General features: G+C 62.9%; 22 protein-coding genes. 15 read left to right on the top strand and 7 right to left on the bottom strand.

What is annotated here, in order from left to right; genetic code table 11:
- Nucleotides 1-34 precede the first annotated feature (34 nt).
- The 3 genes from FGD77_RS18685 (at nucleotide 35) to FGD77_RS18675 (ending at nucleotide 1709) form a co-directional block, all read left to right on the top strand.
- Nucleotides 35-589, top strand: a complete 555-nt coding sequence (locus FGD77_RS18685; RefSeq protein ID WP_255012425.1) for a fasciclin domain-containing protein — start codon at nucleotides 35-37, stop codon at nucleotides 587-589.
- 106 nt (nucleotides 590-695) lie between these two features.
- Entirely contained in the window at nucleotides 696-1178 is a 483-nt protein-coding gene (msrB, locus tag FGD77_RS18680) for a peptide-methionine (R)-S-oxide reductase MsrB (RefSeq protein ID WP_255012423.1), read from the top strand.
- Nucleotides 1179-1286: 108 nt separating this feature from the next.
- On the top strand, nucleotides 1287-1709 hold the full coding sequence (locus FGD77_RS18675; RefSeq protein ID WP_255012411.1) for an OsmC family protein: 423 nt from the start codon (nucleotides 1287-1289) through the stop codon (nucleotides 1707-1709).
- 81 nt (nucleotides 1710-1790) lie between these two features.
- Here FGD77_RS18675 and FGD77_RS18670 read toward each other — a convergent pair whose 3' ends face one another.
- From FGD77_RS18670 to FGD77_RS18660, 3 genes are read right to left on the bottom strand one after another with little or no spacing between them, the layout of a single operon-like run.
- Nucleotides 1791-2246 (bottom strand): DUF411 domain-containing protein, encoded by a 456-nt coding sequence (locus FGD77_RS18670; RefSeq protein ID WP_255012408.1) that lies wholly within the window; start codon nucleotides 2244-2246, stop codon nucleotides 1791-1793.
- Between the two features lie 44 nt (nucleotides 2247-2290).
- Nucleotides 2291-2650, bottom strand: a complete 360-nt coding sequence (locus tag FGD77_RS18665) for a hypothetical protein (RefSeq protein WP_255012405.1) — start codon at nucleotides 2648-2650, stop codon at nucleotides 2291-2293.
- On the bottom strand, nucleotides 2651-3277 hold the full coding sequence (locus tag FGD77_RS18660; protein WP_255012402.1) for a DnaJ domain-containing protein: 627 nt from the start codon (nucleotides 3275-3277) through the stop codon (nucleotides 2651-2653).
- Nucleotides 3278-3353: 76 nt separating this feature from the next.
- Here FGD77_RS18660 and FGD77_RS18655 point away from each other — a divergent pair, with 76 nt between their 5' ends.
- Nucleotides 3354-3611, top strand: a complete 258-nt coding sequence (locus FGD77_RS18655) for a BolA family transcriptional regulator (RefSeq protein ID WP_255012398.1) — start codon at nucleotides 3354-3356, stop codon at nucleotides 3609-3611.
- A gap of 2 nt (nucleotides 3612-3613) precedes the next feature.
- Here FGD77_RS18655 and FGD77_RS18650 read toward each other — a convergent pair whose 3' ends face one another.
- The 3 genes from FGD77_RS18650 to gatB form a co-directional block, all read right to left on the bottom strand.
- On the bottom strand, nucleotides 3614-4084 hold the full coding sequence (locus FGD77_RS18650) for a DUF4177 domain-containing protein (protein WP_255012397.1): 471 nt from the start codon (nucleotides 4082-4084) through the stop codon (nucleotides 3614-3616).
- A 68-nt stretch (nucleotides 4085-4152) separates the two neighbouring features.
- A complete protein-coding gene (locus FGD77_RS18645; protein WP_255012394.1) occupies nucleotides 4153-4644 on the bottom strand; it encodes a thioesterase family protein in 492 nt (163 codons plus the stop codon).
- Complete coding sequence (gatB, locus tag FGD77_RS18640) at nucleotides 4644-6155, bottom strand: Asp-tRNA(Asn)/Glu-tRNA(Gln) amidotransferase subunit GatB (protein WP_255012391.1); 1512 nt, start codon at nucleotides 6153-6155, stop codon at nucleotides 4644-4646. The genes FGD77_RS18645 and gatB overlap by 1 nt, the downstream gene beginning before the upstream one ends.
- Nucleotides 6156-6431: 276 nt before the next feature.
- On the opposite strand from gatB, the gene FGD77_RS18635 reads away from it, so the two are divergent.
- Nucleotides 6432-7265 (top strand): transglycosylase SLT domain-containing protein, encoded by an 834-nt coding sequence (locus tag FGD77_RS18635; protein ID WP_255012375.1) that lies wholly within the window; start codon nucleotides 6432-6434, stop codon nucleotides 7263-7265.
- A gap of 45 nt (nucleotides 7266-7310) precedes the next feature.
- Here FGD77_RS18635 and pepN read toward each other — a convergent pair whose 3' ends face one another.
- Nucleotides 7311-9878: an aminopeptidase N gene (gene pepN / locus FGD77_RS18630; protein ID WP_255012372.1), complete on the bottom strand. Its 2568-nt coding sequence runs from the start codon at nucleotides 9876-9878 to the stop codon at nucleotides 7311-7313.
- Between the two features lie 122 nt (nucleotides 9879-10000).
- Between pepN and FGD77_RS18625 the strand changes: the two genes are divergently transcribed.
- The 10 genes from FGD77_RS18625 to argE all read left to right on the top strand — a co-directional run bounded on the left by FGD77_RS18625 (nucleotide 10001) and on the right by argE (nucleotide 17242).
- Nucleotides 10001-10219, top strand: coding sequence for a hypothetical protein (locus tag FGD77_RS18625; protein WP_255012355.1), 219 nt, complete (start codon nucleotides 10001-10003; stop codon nucleotides 10217-10219).
- Nucleotides 10220-10264: 45 nt separating this feature from the next.
- The gene (locus tag FGD77_RS18620) at nucleotides 10265-10423 is read left to right on the top strand and encodes a DUF2256 domain-containing protein (RefSeq protein WP_255012353.1); all 159 of its coding nucleotides are present in this window, start codon (nucleotides 10265-10267) and stop codon (nucleotides 10421-10423) included.
- Between the two features lie 77 nt (nucleotides 10424-10500).
- The gene (locus FGD77_RS18615; RefSeq protein ID WP_255012350.1) at nucleotides 10501-11280 is read left to right on the top strand and encodes a gamma-glutamyl-gamma-aminobutyrate hydrolase family protein; all 780 of its coding nucleotides are present in this window, start codon (nucleotides 10501-10503) and stop codon (nucleotides 11278-11280) included.
- A gap of 176 nt (nucleotides 11281-11456) precedes the next feature.
- Nucleotides 11457-11876, top strand: a complete 420-nt coding sequence (locus FGD77_RS18610; RefSeq protein ID WP_255012348.1) for a YbaN family protein — start codon at nucleotides 11457-11459, stop codon at nucleotides 11874-11876.
- 87 nt (nucleotides 11877-11963) lie between these two features.
- Nucleotides 11964-12203, top strand: coding sequence for an aldehyde dehydrogenase family protein (locus tag FGD77_RS18605; RefSeq protein WP_255012345.1), 240 nt, complete (start codon nucleotides 11964-11966; stop codon nucleotides 12201-12203).
- An 81-nt stretch (nucleotides 12204-12284) separates the two neighbouring features.
- Nucleotides 12285-13805, top strand: a complete 1521-nt coding sequence (locus FGD77_RS18600) for a 4-hydroxyphenylacetate 3-hydroxylase family protein (protein WP_255012343.1) — start codon at nucleotides 12285-12287, stop codon at nucleotides 13803-13805.
- 18 nt (nucleotides 13806-13823) lie between these two features.
- Entirely contained in the window at nucleotides 13824-14978 is a 1155-nt protein-coding gene (locus FGD77_RS18595) for an aromatic ring-hydroxylating dioxygenase subunit alpha (protein WP_255012327.1), read from the top strand.
- Entirely contained in the window at nucleotides 14975-15406 is a 432-nt protein-coding gene (locus FGD77_RS18590; RefSeq protein ID WP_255012315.1) for a RidA family protein, read from the top strand. The genes FGD77_RS18595 and FGD77_RS18590 overlap by 4 nt, the downstream gene beginning before the upstream one ends.
- Entirely contained in the window at nucleotides 15403-16080 is a 678-nt protein-coding gene (locus FGD77_RS18585) for a DUF1028 domain-containing protein (protein WP_255012313.1), read from the top strand. The genes FGD77_RS18590 and FGD77_RS18585 overlap by 4 nt, the downstream gene beginning before the upstream one ends.
- Nucleotides 16058-17242 carry an acetylornithine deacetylase gene (gene argE / locus FGD77_RS18580; protein WP_255012311.1) on the top strand — a complete coding sequence of 395 codons (1185 nt, stop codon included), beginning with the start codon at nucleotides 16058-16060 and terminating at the stop codon, nucleotides 17240-17242. The genes FGD77_RS18585 and argE overlap by 23 nt, the downstream gene beginning before the upstream one ends.
- The last annotated feature ends 37 nt before the right edge of the window (nucleotides 17243-17279 follow it).

Genomic DNA, 17279 nt, shown 5'->3' with positions numbered 1-17279 from the left:
GATACCGTCTGCGCGAACCCCGAGGAGACGACACATGACTTTCAAGACAATGATGACCGCCACCGCCACCGCCGCAATTCTGGCCACCGGCGCGCATGCCGAAAACCCGATGGTCGGCGGCGCCGCGATGTACGCGGACAAGAACATCATCGAAAATGCCGTGAATTCGGACGATCACAAGACGCTGGTCGCCGCCGTTCAGGCCGCCGGTCTGGTCGAGACACTGTCGGGTGAGGGCCCCTTTACCGTGTTTGCGCCGACCGATGACGCCTTTGCCAAGCTGCCCGAGGGCACTGTCGACACCCTTCTGAAGCCCGAAAACAAGGACCAACTGACCAAGATCCTGACCTGCCATGTTGTTGGCGCTGATGCGATGTCGGGTGCGATCATGGGGATGATCGATGATGACGGCGGCGCACATATTGTGCCCACGCTGGGCGGCTGCATGCTGAACGCCACCTATGACGGCGACAAGATCATGCTGGCGGACGAGCAGGGCCAGACGATCACCGTCACCATCGCCGATGTGGACCAGTCCAACGGTGTGATCCACGTCGTCGACACCGTGATCCTGCCCGCCGCCGAATAAACGGCGCACACGCACCGCGCACGATCAGGTGATGTCGCGGGCCCGGCTCTTGTGGGCCGGGCCCGTTGCTTTCACATTGGTACCAACAGGAAGAGGAGCGAGAAAAATGGACAGACGACATTTCATCACCGGCACTGTAGTCGCCGCAGGATCGGCTGCCCTGTTTGCGCGGATGGGCGTTCCGGCCCGCGCCGAAGGCCGCTTTGAGGTGACCCGCACCGAGGCGGAGTGGCGTGAAATGCTGACCGACGCGCAATACGCCGTGATGCGCGAGGAATCGACCGAGCGCGCCGGATCGTCGCCGCTGGACAAGAATTACGCAGACGGCACGTATATCTGCCGGGGATGCGATTTGCCGCTGTATCCGTCCGAGACGAAATACGACAGCGGCACGGGCTGGCCCAGCTTCTGGCAGGCCAAGGACGGTGCGATCGGCACCAAGGAGGACCGCTCGTTCTTCTCCGTGCGCACTGAATGCCATTGCCGCCGCTGCGGCAGCCATCTGGGCCACATTTTTGATGACGGCCCGGCGCCGACCGGCAAGCGCCACTGCCTGAATGGCGTCAGCCTGAAATTCGAAGCCGCCTGATAGCCCCGCGGCGATGCAACCAATCCCGCGCGTCTGCGTTTTGTGCAGGAAGGGCCGCCTCGGTGGCCCGTTTGCAAATTATGAATCCAGTAACCATAGGAGAGTGACATGCAACGCAAGGGATCCGCAGTCTGGAAGGGCGATCTGAAAACCGGCAAGGGCCATGTCAGCACGCAAAGCGGCGCACTGAAAGATAACCCCTACGGTTTCAACACGCGCTTCGAAGACACGCCCGGCACCAACCCCGAGGAACTGGTAGGTGCCGCTCATGCCAGTTGCTACGCGATGGCGATGTCGCTGGGTCTTGGTGAAAAAGATCTGAAGGCGGATGAGATCAATGCCACCGCCACGGTGACACTGTCCAAAGTCGATGACGGGTTCGCCGTGACCAAGGTGCATCTGGACGTCACCGCCAAAATCCCCGGCATCAACGAAGCGGATTTTCAGGACGTGGCCGAAGCGACCAAGCAGAACTGCCCGATTTCCAAGCTGCTGACGGCAGATATCACGCTGGACGCAAAGCTGGTCTGACATCGTTCTGAATTGACGCGGCCCAGAATACGCGCCCGCCGGATCATATCCGGCGGGCGCGTTTGTTTCAGGATGCGGTATTCATTCTCCGGCGCGATAGAATACCTCGCCCGTCTGCGCCTCGCCGCCGAAGGACAGCACATCATAGCGCGCGGTTGGGTCGTCGCCCATTCCGGGCGAGCCCATCGGCATACCCGGCACCGCGATGCCGCTGATCGCAGGTTTGTCACGCAACAGTTTCGCCAGCGCGGCAAAGGGCACATGCCCCTCCACCACATACCCGCCGATACGCGCCGAATGGCACGACGCCAGATCGCCGGGCACGCCATGGGCGTGTTTGGTCGCGGTGTAATCGGCGTTTTCAATGATTTCGACGTCATAGCCTTCGGCGGCGGCCAGATCGGCCCATGCGGTGCAACAGCCGCAGTTCGGTGTTTTGGTGACAACCATGGACATGGCGTCGTCTTCAGCCAGAAGGGACGTGGCTGACAGGGCTGCGAAGGCCGCGACAGCGGCAAGGGTCTGGATCATTTTCATGGGATTTCTCCGTTTCAGAACAGTTTTGAGAAGGTTTCAGGCTCTCAACTGCGCCGCGGAGGGGTGAATGGTGGCGCCCAAGTCAGACCATGGCGGTCGGGCGCGGCGCCGGGCGTGGAATATCGCGCCACGCGCAACTGCGGCTGCGCCATCTGAAATATGGCAGGCGCGCAATACGCCGCGCAGGCGGGGGTGGCGTGCGCGGCGCCCGAGGCGTCATCGCAGCATGCCATCTTTGCCATGTCTGTCTGCGCGGTTATCGCCGCGCCAGCGGAATGGGCGGCCATGGTCTGTGCGTGACCCGCGCTGGCCACCAGCGCGAACAGCATGATCACCACGTACCGCAGCCCGACGTCCAAACCGGTCCGCGCCGCAGGGCGCCGAACTGCGGGCGCGTGTGCCATCTACTTGAAATTCCGGCTGTTCTTGATCTGCTCCCAAGCCCACATGACTTGTTGCAGCTGCTCTTCCTGACTGCGGTCGCCGCCGTTGATATCGGGGTGCAATACCTTGATGAGGGCGCGGTAATTCTTGCGCACCTCGGCCTTGGTCATGGTGTCCTTGGCCTCCAGTATGTCGATGGCCTGCCGCTCGGTGGGGGGCAGGCGACGGCCGCCGCCGGCCTTGTCCTTGCCGGGGTTGCGGGTGGCGTTGCCGCCCAGCACCTGATGCGGGTCTTCGATACCCAGCCGCGCCCAAGCGCGCGCCTCGGGGTCGGTGAACGCCTTGGTCTGGCGTTCCCACACCTTGTCCTTGGACAATTGCGCGTTCAGCTCGGCCTCGGTCGTGCCGTCGAAGAAGTTCCACTTCAGGTTGTACTCGCGCACATGCTCCTGACAGAACCAGAAGAATTCATCCAGCACGTCGGGCGCCTTGGGCGCGCGGTAAAGGCCGGGATTTTCACACCCGGCATGCTCGCACTGGCGCTGCGACGTTTCGGACGCACCGGACATGCTGCGCCGTCCGCGGGGGTTCTTCTTCTTGGCCGAGGATACGGACATGTCGAAGCCAAAAGGATCTGATTTGCTCATCTGGCACCTCTATGCGAGTCGAAGCGGATACTCTAATCTAATTGGGCACGAATTGAAGGGGGCCAAAGGCGATATTATGGAAAAGGCAGCAGAAATCCGCGCGGCGTTGGAACATAGTTTCGATGCGCAATTTCTTGAAGTCATTGACGAAAGCGAGGCGCATCGCGGCCATTCAGGATATCCCGAAGGGGGGCAGTCGCATTTTCGGGTGCGCATTCAGGCGCCCGAACTGGCGCCAATGTCGCGGATTGCGCGCCATCGGGCCATCCATGCGGCCATAGGCCCCGCCCTGATCGCACGCATCCACGCATTGGCAATCGAAGTCGAGATCTGACCTCAATCGGGTTTCGCAGGGCCGGGCGCATCAGGTTCGGGTGCGTCGGGCGTGTCCGGCTCTGGCGCATCGGGTTTCGGCTGGGGCGTGTCGGGCTTGGGCGCGGGGTCGGCGTGTGCCGGCTGCGCAGGGGCAAGGGACGGCTCGCGGCGCCGCGCCGGGGCGCGGTCGGGCAATATGGCCTCGGCGACGCTTTGGGCTGTCGATATCACCTCGTTCGCCGGATCCTGCGGCCCGCCACCCTTGGCACGGCGGAACACCAGCAGCGTGCGGTATACCGTCTGGGTCCCGGTCAGGCCGGAACGCTCGTCGCTGGGCAGGATATCGGTGCGCACATACTCCCAACCGTTTGCGGCCTGCGCGTTCAGCAGCTCCTCGATCGTGTGGGCAAAGCGGGCCTCCGGCATCTTGATGCCCTGGACCTTCTGGCCCTTGGTGGGGGCCGGGATCACCTTGTACTCATAGATTGCCATGCGGGGTTCCGTTCTGATCGTGGATGGGCACCAACCTAAGCCCGGTGGGCGGTAGTTGAAAGGGGGCGTCAGCCCTTGCGCGGGATACCGATGGGCAGGCCAACCCCCTCAGGGCGCGGCAGCAGATCGTGGGCCGCCTGCATGGCTGCGACGTTGGCCGCGATATCGGCAGGCATCGGCGCCACGCGCGGTCCGGTCATATCGACATGCAGCGTCAGCCCCTCGGCGGTGGCGGCCAGCCAGCCATCTTCGTGATAAAGCTGCTGAAAGCAGTGGAACCGTTTTGCGTCGTGATCCAGCAGATAAAACGCGCAGCGCACACGATCCCCCTCATGCAGCTCGCGCAGATAGCGCACGCGGAAATCCGCGACATAGGTCGTCATCCCGCGCGTGCGCGCGTAGTCCGCGCCGAAACCGATCAGGCGATAGATGTCGTCGATCCCGTCATCGAACAGGACGTTGTAATAGGCCATGTTGAGATGGCCGTTGAAATCGATCCATTCGGGCCGCACGGTCATCCAGTCCGATATCGCCGGACCGTCCTGGACGGGCGCGTCCATCATTGGCCCAGCTTGGCGGCGACGATGTCGTTCACGGCCTTCGGGTTTGCCTTGCCGCCGGTCGCCTTCATCACCTGACCGACGAACCAGCCGGCGAGTTTCGGATTGGCCTGCGCCTTTTCCACCTGAGCGGGGTTTTCGGCGATGATCCGGTCGACCGCCTCTTCGATGGCGCCGGTGTCGGTGACCTGTTTCATGCCGCGCTCTTCGACGATTTTGGCCGGATCACCGCCCTCGGTATAGACGATCTCGAACAGATCCTTGGCAATCTTGCCGGAAATGGCGTCGGACGCGATGAGGTCCACGATGCCGCCCAGTTGCGCGGGGGAAACGGGGCTGGCGGTAATATCCGCGCTTTCCTTTTTCAGGCGGCCGAACAGCTCGTTGATGACCCAGTTCGCCACCAGCTTGCCGTCGCGGCCCTCGGCGGCGGATTCGAAATAGGCGGCATTGGCGACCTCGGCGGTCAGCACGGATGCGTCGTATTCGGACAGGCCGAAATCTAGAACGAAGCGGGCTTTTTTGGCGTCCGGCAATTCAGGAAGAGTCGCTGCGATCTGGTCGACCCAGTCCTGCTCGATCTCCAGTGGCAGAAGGTCGGGATCGGGGAAGTAGCGGTAATCATGCGCCTCTTCCTTGGACCGCATGGAGCGGGTTTCGTTCTTGTCCGGATCATAGAGACGCGTTTCTTGCACGACCTCGCCGCCAGCCTCGACAATGGCGATCTGGCGGCGCGCCTCGACCTCGATGGCCATCTGGATAAAGCGCATCGAGTTCATGTTCTTGATCTCGCAGCGCGTGCCGAGATGCGAAAAATCCTGCGTTGCCTGATATTTCTCATATTGGCCAGGGCGGCAGATGCTGACGTTGACGTCCGCGCGCAGGTTGCCGTTCTGCATGTTGCCATCGCAAGTGCCAAGATAGCGCAGGATCTGGCGCATTTTCAGCACATAGGCGGCGGCTTCTTCGGGGCCGCGAATGTCGGGGCGGCTGACGATCTCCATCAGGCAGACGCCCGTGCGGTTCAGATCCACAAAGGACATGTTGGGGTCCATGTCGTGAATGGATTTGCCGGCGTCCTGCTCCATATGGATGCGTTCGATGCGCACCAGACGCGCGATGCCCGGCTCCATGTCCACCAGCACCTCGCCCTCGCCGACGATGGGGTGATACAGTTGGCTGATCTGATAGCCCTGCGGCAGGTCGGGGTAGAAGTAATTCTTGCGATCAAACGCCGATTTCAGGTTGATCTGCGCCTTCAGGCCCAGACCCGTGCGCACCGCCTGTTCGATGCAATACTCGTTGATGACGGGCAGCATGCCGGGCATGGCCGCATCGATGAACGACACGTTCGAATTCGGCTCGGCGCCGAAACGGGTGGACGCGCCCGAGAACAGCTTGGCGCTCGAGGCGACCTGCGCGTGCACTTCCATGCCGATGACCAGCTCCCAGTCATGCTTGGCGCCGGCAATCACGCGCGGTTTCGGGGTCTCATAAGTCAGGTCCAGCATGGCGGGCGTCCTTTGGTCAGATCGCCAGCGTTTTAGGGCAGGGCGCGCGCTGGGGCAAGAGGCGCGCGTACATCACTCCGGCGCCAAAGTCAGGCAGCAACGCGCCCGATTCGGCGCCGGGGTGGTTCTGGCCTGTCGGTCCAGGTGCCTCCCACATCCTTTGGTGGGCCGATTTCACGTCGGTGACTGGCATCGGCGGCAGGATGATGCGACGGCTGAGCAGGCTCGGATCTGGCGCTTTGATCGAAATGGATGGGCGCCTTTGATTGCGCGCAATTGGGCCAAATATCTGTCCCGGACAAGGCGACGCCACCGGCAATCGTGATCGCCGCCGTCCATCGCCGCCTGCTGCGCTGCGCCAGAATCTGCCTGCGCGGTCTTCGCCGGGATTGCCACAGGCACGGGTTTCAGCCAAAATACACCATGAACCCGCTGCCCCTTTGCCTTGTCATCGCTATACTGAGCATGTCCGCGCCCACGGACGTGCGCGCCGATGTGGCGGGAGAAACACGGCCCGAAGCGCGCATGGCCACCACCCCCAAGGCCCGCTGGGATCATCGCCCCAACGGCTCGGACTGGACGGACAGCGCGCTGTCCGCGCTGGCCCAGCATGGCACGCCATTGGTGCAGACCGTGCCACGCGATATTACCGAGTGGTGCCCCGGATATGCGTCAGCGGATGCGCCCCGGCGGCGCGCCTTTTGGGTGGGGTTCCTGTCGGCATTGGCCAAATACGAGAGCACCTACCGCGCCAAGGCGGTGGGTGGCGGTGGATTGTGGTATGGTCTGTTGCAAATCCTGCCGGGCACCGCGCGCAGCTATGGCTGCCGGGCGCGGTCGGGCGGGGCGCTGAAGGATGGGGGCGACAATCTGAGCTGCGCGATCCGCATCATGGCGCGCACGGTGACGCGTGACCGCGCCATCGCTGTCAAGGATGGGCGCTGGCGCGGCGTCGCCGCCGATTGGGGGCCGATGCGCGATGCAGGCAAGCGCGCCGAAATGGCCGCGTGGCTGCGCGGCCAGAGCTATTGCACCGTCACCCGCTCGCCCCGCCCGCCGCTGCGCCCGAAATCTGTCGAGACGCGCAACGGCGGCGGGGCTGCGCGCTAAAGCGTTTCGCCTTGAACTTGAGGCACTCACTTAAGGCGAAACGCTTTAGGCTTTCAGGATGCGCCCGACCATCTCGGCGGTGTCGCGGCTCAGATCAGGCTGCGCCGCGATACGCTCCAACTGGGCGCGCATAAATGTCTGGCGATCCTCGTCATAGCGGCGCCACGTCTCGAAGGCCGAGCACATACGCGCGGTGGTCTGCGGATTCAGCGGATCCAGCTTGATCAGCCAATCGGCCAGCAGCGCATAGCCCTTGCCTGATGCGTGGTGGAACCCGGCAGGCGATCCGGCCAGCGCGCCCAGCGTGGCGCGAAAGCGGTTTGGGTTTTTCATCGTAAAATCAGGGTGCTGCGTCAGGTGATTGGCCACATCAGCGGTTTGCGCCGGATCGGCCAGCGTGATTTGCAGACCGAACCATTTGTCAATGACCAGCCTGTCGCCCTGCCATTGGTCATAGAAGGCCTTCACCGCCGCATCGCCCTGACCGGCCTGCAAGAGGCATCCCAAGCCGGCCAGTTGCTGCGTCATGTTATCGGCCCCGTCATATTGGACCCGCGCCGCCGCGCCGCCATCGCGGCGGGTGATCATTGCCAGCGCCGCATTGGCCAGCGCGCGCGCGCCGGATTGTTCAGCGTCCGGGCGGTAAGCGGCCTGTACCTGATGCTGAGCGAATAACTGCTGCGCGGCCTCTTTCATGACGTCCGCGCGCGCGTCTTTCAATGTCTCCAATGCCTCGTAAATGGCCTGCGGATCGGGCGTGCCGCCGTCGTCATGCAGCGCTTGCGCCAGATCGTCCTGGCTGGGCAGCCCCAGCGCCAGCGCACGGAATGCCGGATCGAGGCTGTCGTCCAGCGCCATGGTGCGGGCCGCCTCCAGATAGGCGCTTTCGGGGGCGGCACCGTCGCGGATCATCGCCAGCAGCCCCTCACGCGCCAACGCGCGCCCGGCCTCCCATTTGTTGAAGGGGTCGGTATCATGGGCCAGCAGGAACGCGCGTTCGGCATTGTTCGTCTCGCGCTCAAGGATCACGGGCGCCGAGAAATCGCGCAGGATTGATGGGATCGGGCGCGCAGGCAGGCCAGTGAACTCGAAACTTTGCTCGGCCTCGGTCATTTCCAGAACGCGGGTTTTATGCACTTCACCGCCATTCTGGCCCAGAAGGCCGACCTTGATCGGGATTACGCGGGGCGGTTTGTCGGCTTGCCCCGGTGTGGGCGGGGTGTGTTGTTTGAAGGTCAGTGTGTAGGTGCCGTCCTCATAACCGTCCGTCACCGACAGACGCGGGGTGCCGGCATCCTCGTACCAGCGTTTGAACTGCGCCAGATCGCGGCCGGTGACATCCTCGAACACCTTCAGCCAATCCTCGATCGTGCAGGCCTGTCCGTCGTGGCGTTTGAAGTAGAGCGTCAGCGCCTTGGCCCATGCGTCATCCCCGACCAGTGTTTTCAGCATGCCGATCAGTTCGGCACCCTTTTCATAGACCGTAGCGGTGTAGAAATTGTTGATCTCGACAAAGCTGTGAGGCCGCACCGGGTGCGCCAGCGGGCCGTTATCCTCGCGGAACTGGCGGGCGCGCAGGGCGATCACATCCTCGATCCGTTTGACCGGGGCGCTGCGCATGTCAGAGGTGAACTGCGCGTCGCGAAACACCGTCAGCCCCTCCTTGAGGCACAGCTGAAACCAGTCGCGACAGGTGATGCGGTTGCCCGTCCAGTTGTGGAAATACTCGTGCGCGATGATCGCCTCGATCCGCTCGAAATTGGCGTCGGTAGATGTCTCGGGCGACGCCAGAACGCAGGAGGAGTTGAAGATGTTCAGCCCCTTGTTTTCCATCGCGCCCATGTTGAAATCATCGACCGCGACGATGTTGAACAGGTCCAGATCGTATTCGCGGGCGTAAACCTCTTCGTCCCAGCGCATCGAATCCTTCAGCGCCTGCATGCCAAAGGCGCATTTGCCCTCGTCGCCGGGGCGCACCCAGATGTTCAGATCGACCTCGCGGCCCGACATGGTGGTGAATGTGCCGGGATGATTGACCAGTCGCCCGGCGACCAGCGCAAACAGATAGGCCGGTTTCGGCCATGGGTCATGCCACTCGGCATAGCCGTCGCCCACGGCCACGGGATTGCCGTTGGACAGCATCACCGGCTCGCCGCCCTCAATGCGGACGGTGAAAATGCTCATGACGTCGGGACGGTCGGGGTAGTAGGTGATCTTGCGAAAGCCCTGGGCCTCGCATTGGGTGCAGTACATACCGCTGGACATATACAGCCCTTCCAGCGCGGTGTTGGCCGATGGATTGATCTCGACCTCGGCCTCCCACACGAATTGGCGGTCAGGAACGGTGCAGGTCAGGCCATGTTCGGCGACATCCGGCGATACCTCGGCCCCGTCGATGCGGGCCGAAATCAGTGTCATTCCCTCACCATCCAGCGCGAAATCGCGTGCCTGTGTATCGGGGTTGGGGGCAAAGGTGATGCGGCTGAGGACGCGTGTGCGTGTGGGATCGAGGCGAAATGTCAGATGCACGTCCCGTACCAGCCAGTTCGGCGGTGTGTAGTCGGACAGGTGAATGGTCTGGGGAGCGGAAGTTTGGGCGGCGGCGTCGTTCATGGTGCGTCCTTTTCGGTCGGAACCTCTTTGTTGGGATCAGAGTTAAGGGGATACTCACGGGCCTTCAATGGCCGATGTCAGCGCGTAGCGACGCGTCAAGCCACCGAAGCGGAGGACACACCATGTCGGCACCCGACACCAACACCGAAAAGAAAAAACCGGCGCACAAGACGCCCATCGTCGGGATGATCGGCGCGGTCGTTTTCGCGCTGCTCCTTTTGTTCGGTCTTGTCACATGGCTTAGCTTCGACGGTAATACACCCGGAGAGAGCGATACTGAGGAGGGCATCAATTCCGAGGTTCTGGACAATCAGCAGCAAACCCTGCCTGACTCGGATTGATCTCGGTTCGCGGTTGCGCCGGGCGGTGTGTGGCGTCAGGCATAGGTGAAACACAGGACCAAAGGCGATCTGCCGACCAATATCTGCGTCACCTGCGGACGCCGCCTTACATGGCGGCGCAAATTGTCCGGTGTTCGGGGCGACGTGCGCCCTTGCAGCGACGGGTGCCGCCGCGCCGGACCAAAAGCTGACAAAGAAGCATGACTGGCCGTCCGAGGGGGTTGAAAAACCTCACTCATACGTCAAACTGCACCACACCCATTCACTACATGAAGGCCCTCATGCGACGTCCTGTTATCGGCATCATCGGCAACCAATACGTGATCGAAAACCGCTATCCCGTTCATGCGGTCGGCCGGATGAACCTTGATGCTGCGGCCGAGGTGTCGGGCGGGATGCCTTATATCATCGCCGCCGATCCCGGGCTGGTCACCGTGGCCGAGCTGATGCAGGTCTGCGACGGGTTCATCCTGACGGGCGGGCGGGCCAATGTGCATCCCGAAACCTATGGCGAGCCGCCGACCGAGGCGCATGGCGCCTTTGATACGGCGCGCGACGCCGTCACCTTGCCGCTTGTGCGGGCCTGCATCGAAGCGGGGCAGCCTATCTTGGGCCTTTGCCGGGGCTTTCAGGAAGTGAACGTGGCGATGGGCGGCACACTGCATCCCGAAATCCGCGATCTGCCGGGGCGCGACAACCATCGCATGCCGCCGGGTGGCACGCTGGAAGAGCAGTTCGCCCTGCGCCATGTCGTGACCTTCGCCGAGGGTGGCGTGTTCCATCGGCTGATGGGTGCGCGTCAGGTGATGACGAACACGCTGCACGGGCAGGGGGTCAAGGCACCGGGGCCGCGCGTCAACGTCGATGGCCTTGCGCCCGACGGCACTGCCGAGGCGCTTCATATCACCGGGGCGCCCGGTTTTGCGTTGGCGGTCCAGTGGCACCCCGAATGGAACGCGGCAAACGATCCCGCCTCGCGTCCGCTGTTCGAGGCATTCGGCGCGGCTGCGCGCCACTGGGCGGAAGGGCATGGGCCGGTGCCGACGCTGAAATCTGCCTGAAGGGCGCGTCATGTCTGGCGTTTGTGCCTGTGGCTGGCTGCGGGTTTTGGGTATTTTTACCAAGAAAAAACATGCTGTGCCTGTTCTGCCTGAAAGTGCGGGATGTGCCGGGCTGGTCAGCTTGGGGGCAAAGCGCTAGATCTACCGTGCCGATAGCGGCGATAGCGCGAGACGCCATGCAATCAGATCCGCCCCCCTCTCCCGACAATAACGCCCGTCCGGGTGGGTCGGTGTTACGCGCGCTGTGGGTGTGCGTGGGCACGGTGTCTTTGGCGCTGGGCGCGGTGGGGGTGATCCTGCCGCTGCTGCCGACGACGCCCTTTGTGCTGCTGGCGGCGTTTGCCTTTGCCCGCAGTGCGCCACGGTTGCGTGCATGGCTGACCGACAACCGCGTCTTTGGTCCGATCATCATGGATTGGGAGGCGCGCGGCGTCATCGCGCCGCGCTACAAGGCGATGGCTTGCACGGTCATGGCGGCGGTCCTGCTGGGGTCAGTTCTGGGCGGGTTGGCGTGGCGGCTGATCGTGATTCAGGCGATCTGCATGGGCGGGGCAGCGGCCTATGTGCTGAGCAGGCCCTCGGGTACGCGGCGATAGGTTTTGATGAAGCAGTTGCATCGGAAATGCCTGTTGCGCCGCAAGGCGCGCCGACGCGTAACGCGTGCCCCTTACGAACGGGGGACATTGTGGCGCAGGACATCTTTATCCCAGGCGCTGGATTGCGTTGATCCAAGCACGGGCGAGGCGTTTGACACCATTGCCAATGGCGATGCGCGCGATGTGGATGGCGCAGTGAACGCTGCGCGCGCCGCGCTTCTGCGCCAGATTGCGGCGGCGATTCTGGAGAACCGCGAGGAACTGGCCGCGCTGGAGACGCGCGACAACGGCAAGCCACTGGCCGCCGTTCCTCAGGAAAACCTTTGACCATCCAAGGAAACCGATATTTTTCCGATGCAGGCGCTGCTGCTACCCTCGCTGCAACATATAGCCAAAAGGGGATGCCAGATGCTGAGAACCGGCGAGGAATACAAGGACTCGATCCGCGATAACCGCGAGGTTTACATGAACGGCGAGCGGGTCAAGGACGTGACCGCGCACCCGATGTTCAAGCCGCTGGTCGATATTCGCGCGCGCATCTACGACATGGCTCATGACCCCAAGACCGCCGATGTCATGGTTGACCATGACGGCACGGAAAAGAACGCTATCGGTAACGCGCTGCCCTACACGCAGGAAGATTGGTGGGCCAAGCGCCGCTCGACCGACGCGGTGATGGAGGATATCGGCGGCGTCGTCACACGCGTCGGGGACGAGACCGTGGGCGAGATGTGGTCGCTCTATGACGGGCAGGACATGCTGAACGAGGTCGATCCGCAGTTCTCCAAGAACATCGAGACGCATATTCACAAGGTGCTGAAGGAAGACCCCTTTCACGTATCCGCCAATACCGACCCCAAGGGCGACCGCAGCCTTGCACCGCAGGATCAGGACCCCGACATGCTGCTGCATGTGGTCAAGGAAACCGATGCCGGCCTGATCGTGCGCGGCGCGAAATACGAGACGGCAGCCGCCTACGCCAATCAGGCCTTTACCAAGCCGACCATTGCCAACTGGGGCAATGACACACTCAGCGACTATGCTGTCGGATTCATCTGCGATCTGGGCTCGCCCGGTCTGAAATTCCTCTGCCGGGGCGGTTTTGCCGGGACGCGGGCCGATGATCGCGACTACCCTCTGGCCGCGCGCTTTGACGAGGTCGACACCATCGTCATCTTTGATAACGTGCTGATCCCGTGGGAAAACGTTCTGTTCTATCGCCATACCAAGGCGGCGGCGTTCATTCGCAACACATTGCACCGCTATTCGGCCTTTGCCTTTGTTCAGCGCACGCTGAAACAGGCGGATCAGATGATCGGTTCGGCCTTGTTCAACGTGCGCCAGACCGGGCTGGACAAACAGCCCGCCGTGCAGGAAAAACTGGCCGATCTGGCGATCTGGCGCGAGGGGATCAATGCCCATCTGACCGCCTCCATCGCGCTTGGCGAACGCTCTCCGGCGGGGCTGATGATGCCCAACCAGTCGCTGCTGATGGCGGGGCGCTGCCATGCGCTGAACAATCTCAGCCCGATGATGCATATCGCGCGCGAGCTGTGCGGTGGTCAGATCTGCGTCACGCCCAATGCGGCCACATTCGATGCGCCCGAAACCAAGCCGTGGATGGATAAATACTATTCCATCAACGAAAACTGGGTCGCCGATGACCGCCGCAAGCTGCTGGCCTATGCGCGCGATCTGCTGAATTCGGACTATGCAGGCCACCGCCTGACATTCCAGCTGTTCGCGCAATCGCCGCCCTTTGCCCAAAGCGCCGCCGTCTATCGCAACTTTGACTGGGACGGCCCGTTGAACTTCGTCAAGAAGGGCGCATTCCTGTCGGACAACGTCATGGCCGGGATCGAGCAGAAAACGGGCGACGGATCGGTCGAGCAATATTACAGCCAGCCGCTGCTGAAAGCAGCCGAGTAACCGCCGGGAGGTATTCCAATGGGACACGAGCCACGTGCTATTGACGAGTTGATGAAGACGGCCGCGCTGCCCTTCGAGTCGGCGCGCGCCATGCCGCCTTCGGTTTATACGTCCGAGGAGTTTCTGGCGCAGGAGCAGGAGCATATCTTTGGCAAGGAATGGTTCTGCGTCGGGCGTGCCAGCGCGATGCAGGAGCCGGGCGATTATGTGGCGGTCGAGCTGGCCGGCCAGCCCATAGCGGTCGTGCGCGGGCGCGATGGCGACTTGCGCGCGATGTCCAATGTCTGCCTGCACCGGATGTCGACCCTGCTGGAGGGGCGCGGCAACACGCGCTCGATTGTGTGCCCGTACCACGCCTGGACCTATAATCTGGACGGCACGCTGCGCGGCGCGCCCGAGATGCAGCGCAACGATGGTTTCTGCAAGGCCGATTACAAGCTGGGCGACATCCGCTGCGAGGAATGGCTGGGCTGGGTCTATGTCACGCTCGATCCCGATACGCCTCCGGTCGCGCAGCAGCTTGCGCCGCTGGCTGATCTGATCGGGGATTACGGCATGGAAAACTATGTCGAAACCTTCAACGAGACCCATGTTTGGGACACGAACTGGAAGGTGCTGGCCGAGAACTACATGGAAAGCTACCATTTGCCGGTCTGTCACAAGGGGACGGTCGGCCCGTTTACCGATCTGGCGCAGGTCGATTGCCCACCGGGCCATCCGCATTTCAACATCCACTGGTTCACCAAGGAGGCGGAGCTGGCCATCGGCAACGCGCATCCCGATAATACCCGCCTGACGGGTATCATGCGCAAGACCTCGGCGCTGATCTCGATCTATCCCAGCCACATGGTCACGCTGACGCCGGGATATTTCTGGTATCTGTGCCTGCAACCCGATGGGGTGGGCCGTGTCAAAATGATCTTTGGCGGCGGGTTTGATCCGCATTTCATGGGCGATCCCAAGGCGATTGAATACAACGAAACGCTGAAAGCGATCCTCGATGACGTGAATGTCGAGGATCGCGGCTGCACCGAGAAGGTGTACCGGGGGCTTTTGTCGCGCATGGCCGCGCCCGGCCATCTGTCGCATCTGGAACGGCCCAATTACGATTTTGCCCAATATCTCAGCGGCCGCATCGCGCCCGCTGCCACCAACCAAGGACCGAACACATGATCCATAAACGTCTGCGCCCGTTCAACACCAAGAAAACCTACCCCGAGCAGAACCTGGACAACGACCTGTCCCAAGGCGTCGTTGCACGCGGCACGATGGTGTTCCTGCGCGGGCAGGTCGCGCAGGATCTGGACAGCCGTGAAAGCACCGGTGTGGGCGATGCCGGCGCGCAGACGCGCAAGACGATGGAAAACATCGACATGCTGCTGAAGGAGGCTGGCAGCGAGATGGCGCATGTCTGCCGGATCGTTGTCTATCTGACTGACATCCGCTATCGGGAGGCTGTATATCAGGAGATGGGCAAGTGGCTGAAGGGGGTTCATCCCTGCTCGACCGGGATCGTCGTGCCGGCGCTGGCACGCCCCGAATGGGTGGTTGAAATCGAAGTCACCGCCGTCATCCCCGACAGAGAAGAGAACCGCAAATGACATTTTCCGTATCTGCCCGCTGCCCCGAAACCGGCATGTTCGGCGTTGCCGTATCGTCCTCATCCCCATGCGTCGCTGCGCGCTGCGCGCATGTGCGCGCGGGCGCGGGGGCGGTGTCGACGCAGAACATCACCGACCCGCGGCTTGGCCCCAAGGGGCTGGATCTGATGGGGCAGGGCATGTCCGCCGCCGACGCGCTGGAGACGTTGAAAAAAGACGCGCCGCATCTGGAGTATCGCCAGCTTGCGCTGGTCGATGCCAAGGGCGGCACGGCGCATTTTTCGGGTGCCAACACGCTGGGCACGCATCATGTCGTCACCGGTGATGGCGTCGTTGCGGCGGGTAATCTGCTGACCTCCAAGGCGGTGCCCGAGGCGATGGTCAAGGCGTTCGAGGCGGCCAAGGGCCAGCCCTTGGGTGACCGCCTGATTGCCGCGATGCAGGCCGCGCTGGATGCGGGCGGCGAAGAGGGCGATGTGCATTCCGCAGGGATGCTGCTGGCGCGTGACGTGGCGTGGCCCATCGCGGACCTGCGCGTCGATTGGCGTGATGACTGCCCGATTGCCGCCCTTGGAGATCTGTGGGAGCGCTGGAAGGGCGAGATGGAGGCCTATGTGTCCCGCGCGCTGAACCCGTCCGAGGCGCCCAGCTATGGCGTGCCAGGGGATCTATAGCGGTATGGGAACGCTCGACATTCTAGAGCGGCTGATTGCCTTTCCCAGTGTCAGCCGCACGCCGAACCGCGATCTGATCGCCTATATCGCGCAGCTTCTGGACGATGTCGACATTCATTGCGAGACGGTTGGCACCGAGGACGGCGCGCGCGCCAATCTTTTTGCCACGATCGGCCCGCAGGATCGCCCCGGTGTCATGCTGTCAGGCCACACCGACGTGGTGCCGACCGAGGGTCAGAACTGGTCGAGCGATCCGTTCAGGATGCGCCGGGACGGCGCGCGCTATTACGGGCGCGGCACGACGGACATGAAGGGCTTTGTCGCCGCCGCCATCCACGCCGCCCGGCTGGCGGCGACGCGCGATCTGAAAACACCGCTGCATCTGGCGTTTTCCTATGACGAGGAAATCGGCTGCGTTGGTGTGCGCAGCCTGATCGACGCGCTGGAGCCGCGCGCCATCAGGCCCAGCCTTTGCATCGTGGGCGAGCCGACGGGCATGGCCATCGCCATCGGCCACAAGGGCAAGACCGCCCTGCGCGCCACCTGCACCGGCCATGCCAGCCATTCCGCCCTTGCGCCCGAAGGGGTCAACGCGCTGCATCTGGGCGCTGATTTCATGGCCCGCCTGCGCGCAAGGCAGGCGGATATTGCCGAAAACGGCGCGCAGGATCCGGCATATTCGGTGCCCTATACCACGCTGCACGCGGGTATCATGCATGGCGGTGTGCAGCTGAACATCGTGCCTGATCACTGCACGCTGGATTTCGAGATCCGAAATATCGCGGCGGATGATCCTGCCACTATCGTTGCGGGGCTGCATCAGGACGCGGCCCAGGTCGTCGCGCCCTACCGCGACAGCCATCCGCATGTCGCCATCGATTTCGCCGAAACGAATACCTATCCGGGCCTAGAGACAGATCCTGAGTCCGCCATCGTTGCGTTTCTGCGCGATGTGACGGGCAGCAACGATCCTGCGATCAAGGTCGCCTTCGGCACCGAGGGGGGGCTGTTTCACAACCGTCTTGGTATCGCCACGGCGGTCTGCGGGCCGGGGCATATGGCGCAGGGTCACAAGCCGGACGAATTCATCGACGGCGCGCAGCTGGACGCCTGCGACGCGATGCTGGCGCGGGTGCTGGACCGGCTGGAGGCCGGTTTGTAGGCGCACCCCCATTGATCCCGGCGGCCCGCTTGCGGCA

It is taken from the genome of Roseovarius sp. M141, from assembly GCF_024355225.1.
GTDB lineage: Bacteria > Pseudomonadota > Alphaproteobacteria > Rhodobacterales > Rhodobacteraceae > Roseovarius.
This window is presented reverse-complemented; position numbering and strand designations above follow the sequence as displayed.

Bases quoted from the DNA above. Each gene is read 5' to 3' on its own strand.
- FGD77_RS18685 (WP_255012425.1), top strand. From the start codon at position 35: ATGACTTTCAAGACAATGATGACCGCCACCGCCACCGCCGCAATTCTG.
- msrB (WP_255012423.1), top strand. From the start codon at position 696: ATGGACAGACGACATTTCATCACCGGCACTGTAGTCGCCGCAGGATCG.
- FGD77_RS18675 (WP_255012411.1), top strand. From the start codon at position 1,287: ATGCAACGCAAGGGATCCGCAGTCTGGAAGGGCGATCTGAAAACCGGC.
- FGD77_RS18670 (WP_255012408.1), bottom strand. From the start codon at position 2,246: ATGAAAATGATCCAGACCCTTGCCGCTGTCGCGGCCTTCGCAGCCCTG.
- FGD77_RS18665 (WP_255012405.1), bottom strand. From the start codon at position 2,650: ATGGCACACGCGCCCGCAGTTCGGCGCCCTGCGGCGCGGACCGGTTTG.
- FGD77_RS18660 (WP_255012402.1), bottom strand. From the start codon at position 3,277: ATGAGCAAATCAGATCCTTTTGGCTTCGACATGTCCGTATCCTCGGCC.
- FGD77_RS18655 (WP_255012398.1), top strand. From the start codon at position 3,354: ATGGAAAAGGCAGCAGAAATCCGCGCGGCGTTGGAACATAGTTTCGAT.
- FGD77_RS18650 (WP_255012397.1), bottom strand. From the start codon at position 4,084: ATGGCAATCTATGAGTACAAGGTGATCCCGGCCCCCACCAAGGGCCAG.
- FGD77_RS18645 (WP_255012394.1), bottom strand. From the start codon at position 4,644: ATGGACGCGCCCGTCCAGGACGGTCCGGCGATATCGGACTGGATGACC.
- gatB (WP_255012391.1), bottom strand. From the start codon at position 6,155: ATGCTGGACCTGACTTATGAGACCCCGAAACCGCGCGTGATTGCCGGC.
- pepN (WP_255012372.1), bottom strand. From the start codon at position 9,878: ATGAACGACGCCGCCGCCCAAACTTCCGCTCCCCAGACCATTCACCTG.
- FGD77_RS18625 (WP_255012355.1), top strand. From the start codon at position 10,001: ATGTCGGCACCCGACACCAACACCGAAAAGAAAAAACCGGCGCACAAG.
- FGD77_RS18615 (WP_255012350.1), top strand. From the start codon at position 10,501: ATGCGACGTCCTGTTATCGGCATCATCGGCAACCAATACGTGATCGAA.
- FGD77_RS18610 (WP_255012348.1), top strand. From the start codon at position 11,457: ATGCAATCAGATCCGCCCCCCTCTCCCGACAATAACGCCCGTCCGGGT.
- FGD77_RS18600 (WP_255012343.1), top strand. From the start codon at position 12,285: ATGCTGAGAACCGGCGAGGAATACAAGGACTCGATCCGCGATAACCGC.
- FGD77_RS18595 (WP_255012327.1), top strand. From the start codon at position 13,824: ATGGGACACGAGCCACGTGCTATTGACGAGTTGATGAAGACGGCCGCG.
- FGD77_RS18590 (WP_255012315.1), top strand. From the start codon at position 14,975: ATGATCCATAAACGTCTGCGCCCGTTCAACACCAAGAAAACCTACCCC.
- FGD77_RS18585 (WP_255012313.1), top strand. From the start codon at position 15,403: ATGACATTTTCCGTATCTGCCCGCTGCCCCGAAACCGGCATGTTCGGC.
- argE (WP_255012311.1), top strand. From the start codon at position 16,058: ATGGCGTGCCAGGGGATCTATAGCGGTATGGGAACGCTCGACATTCTA.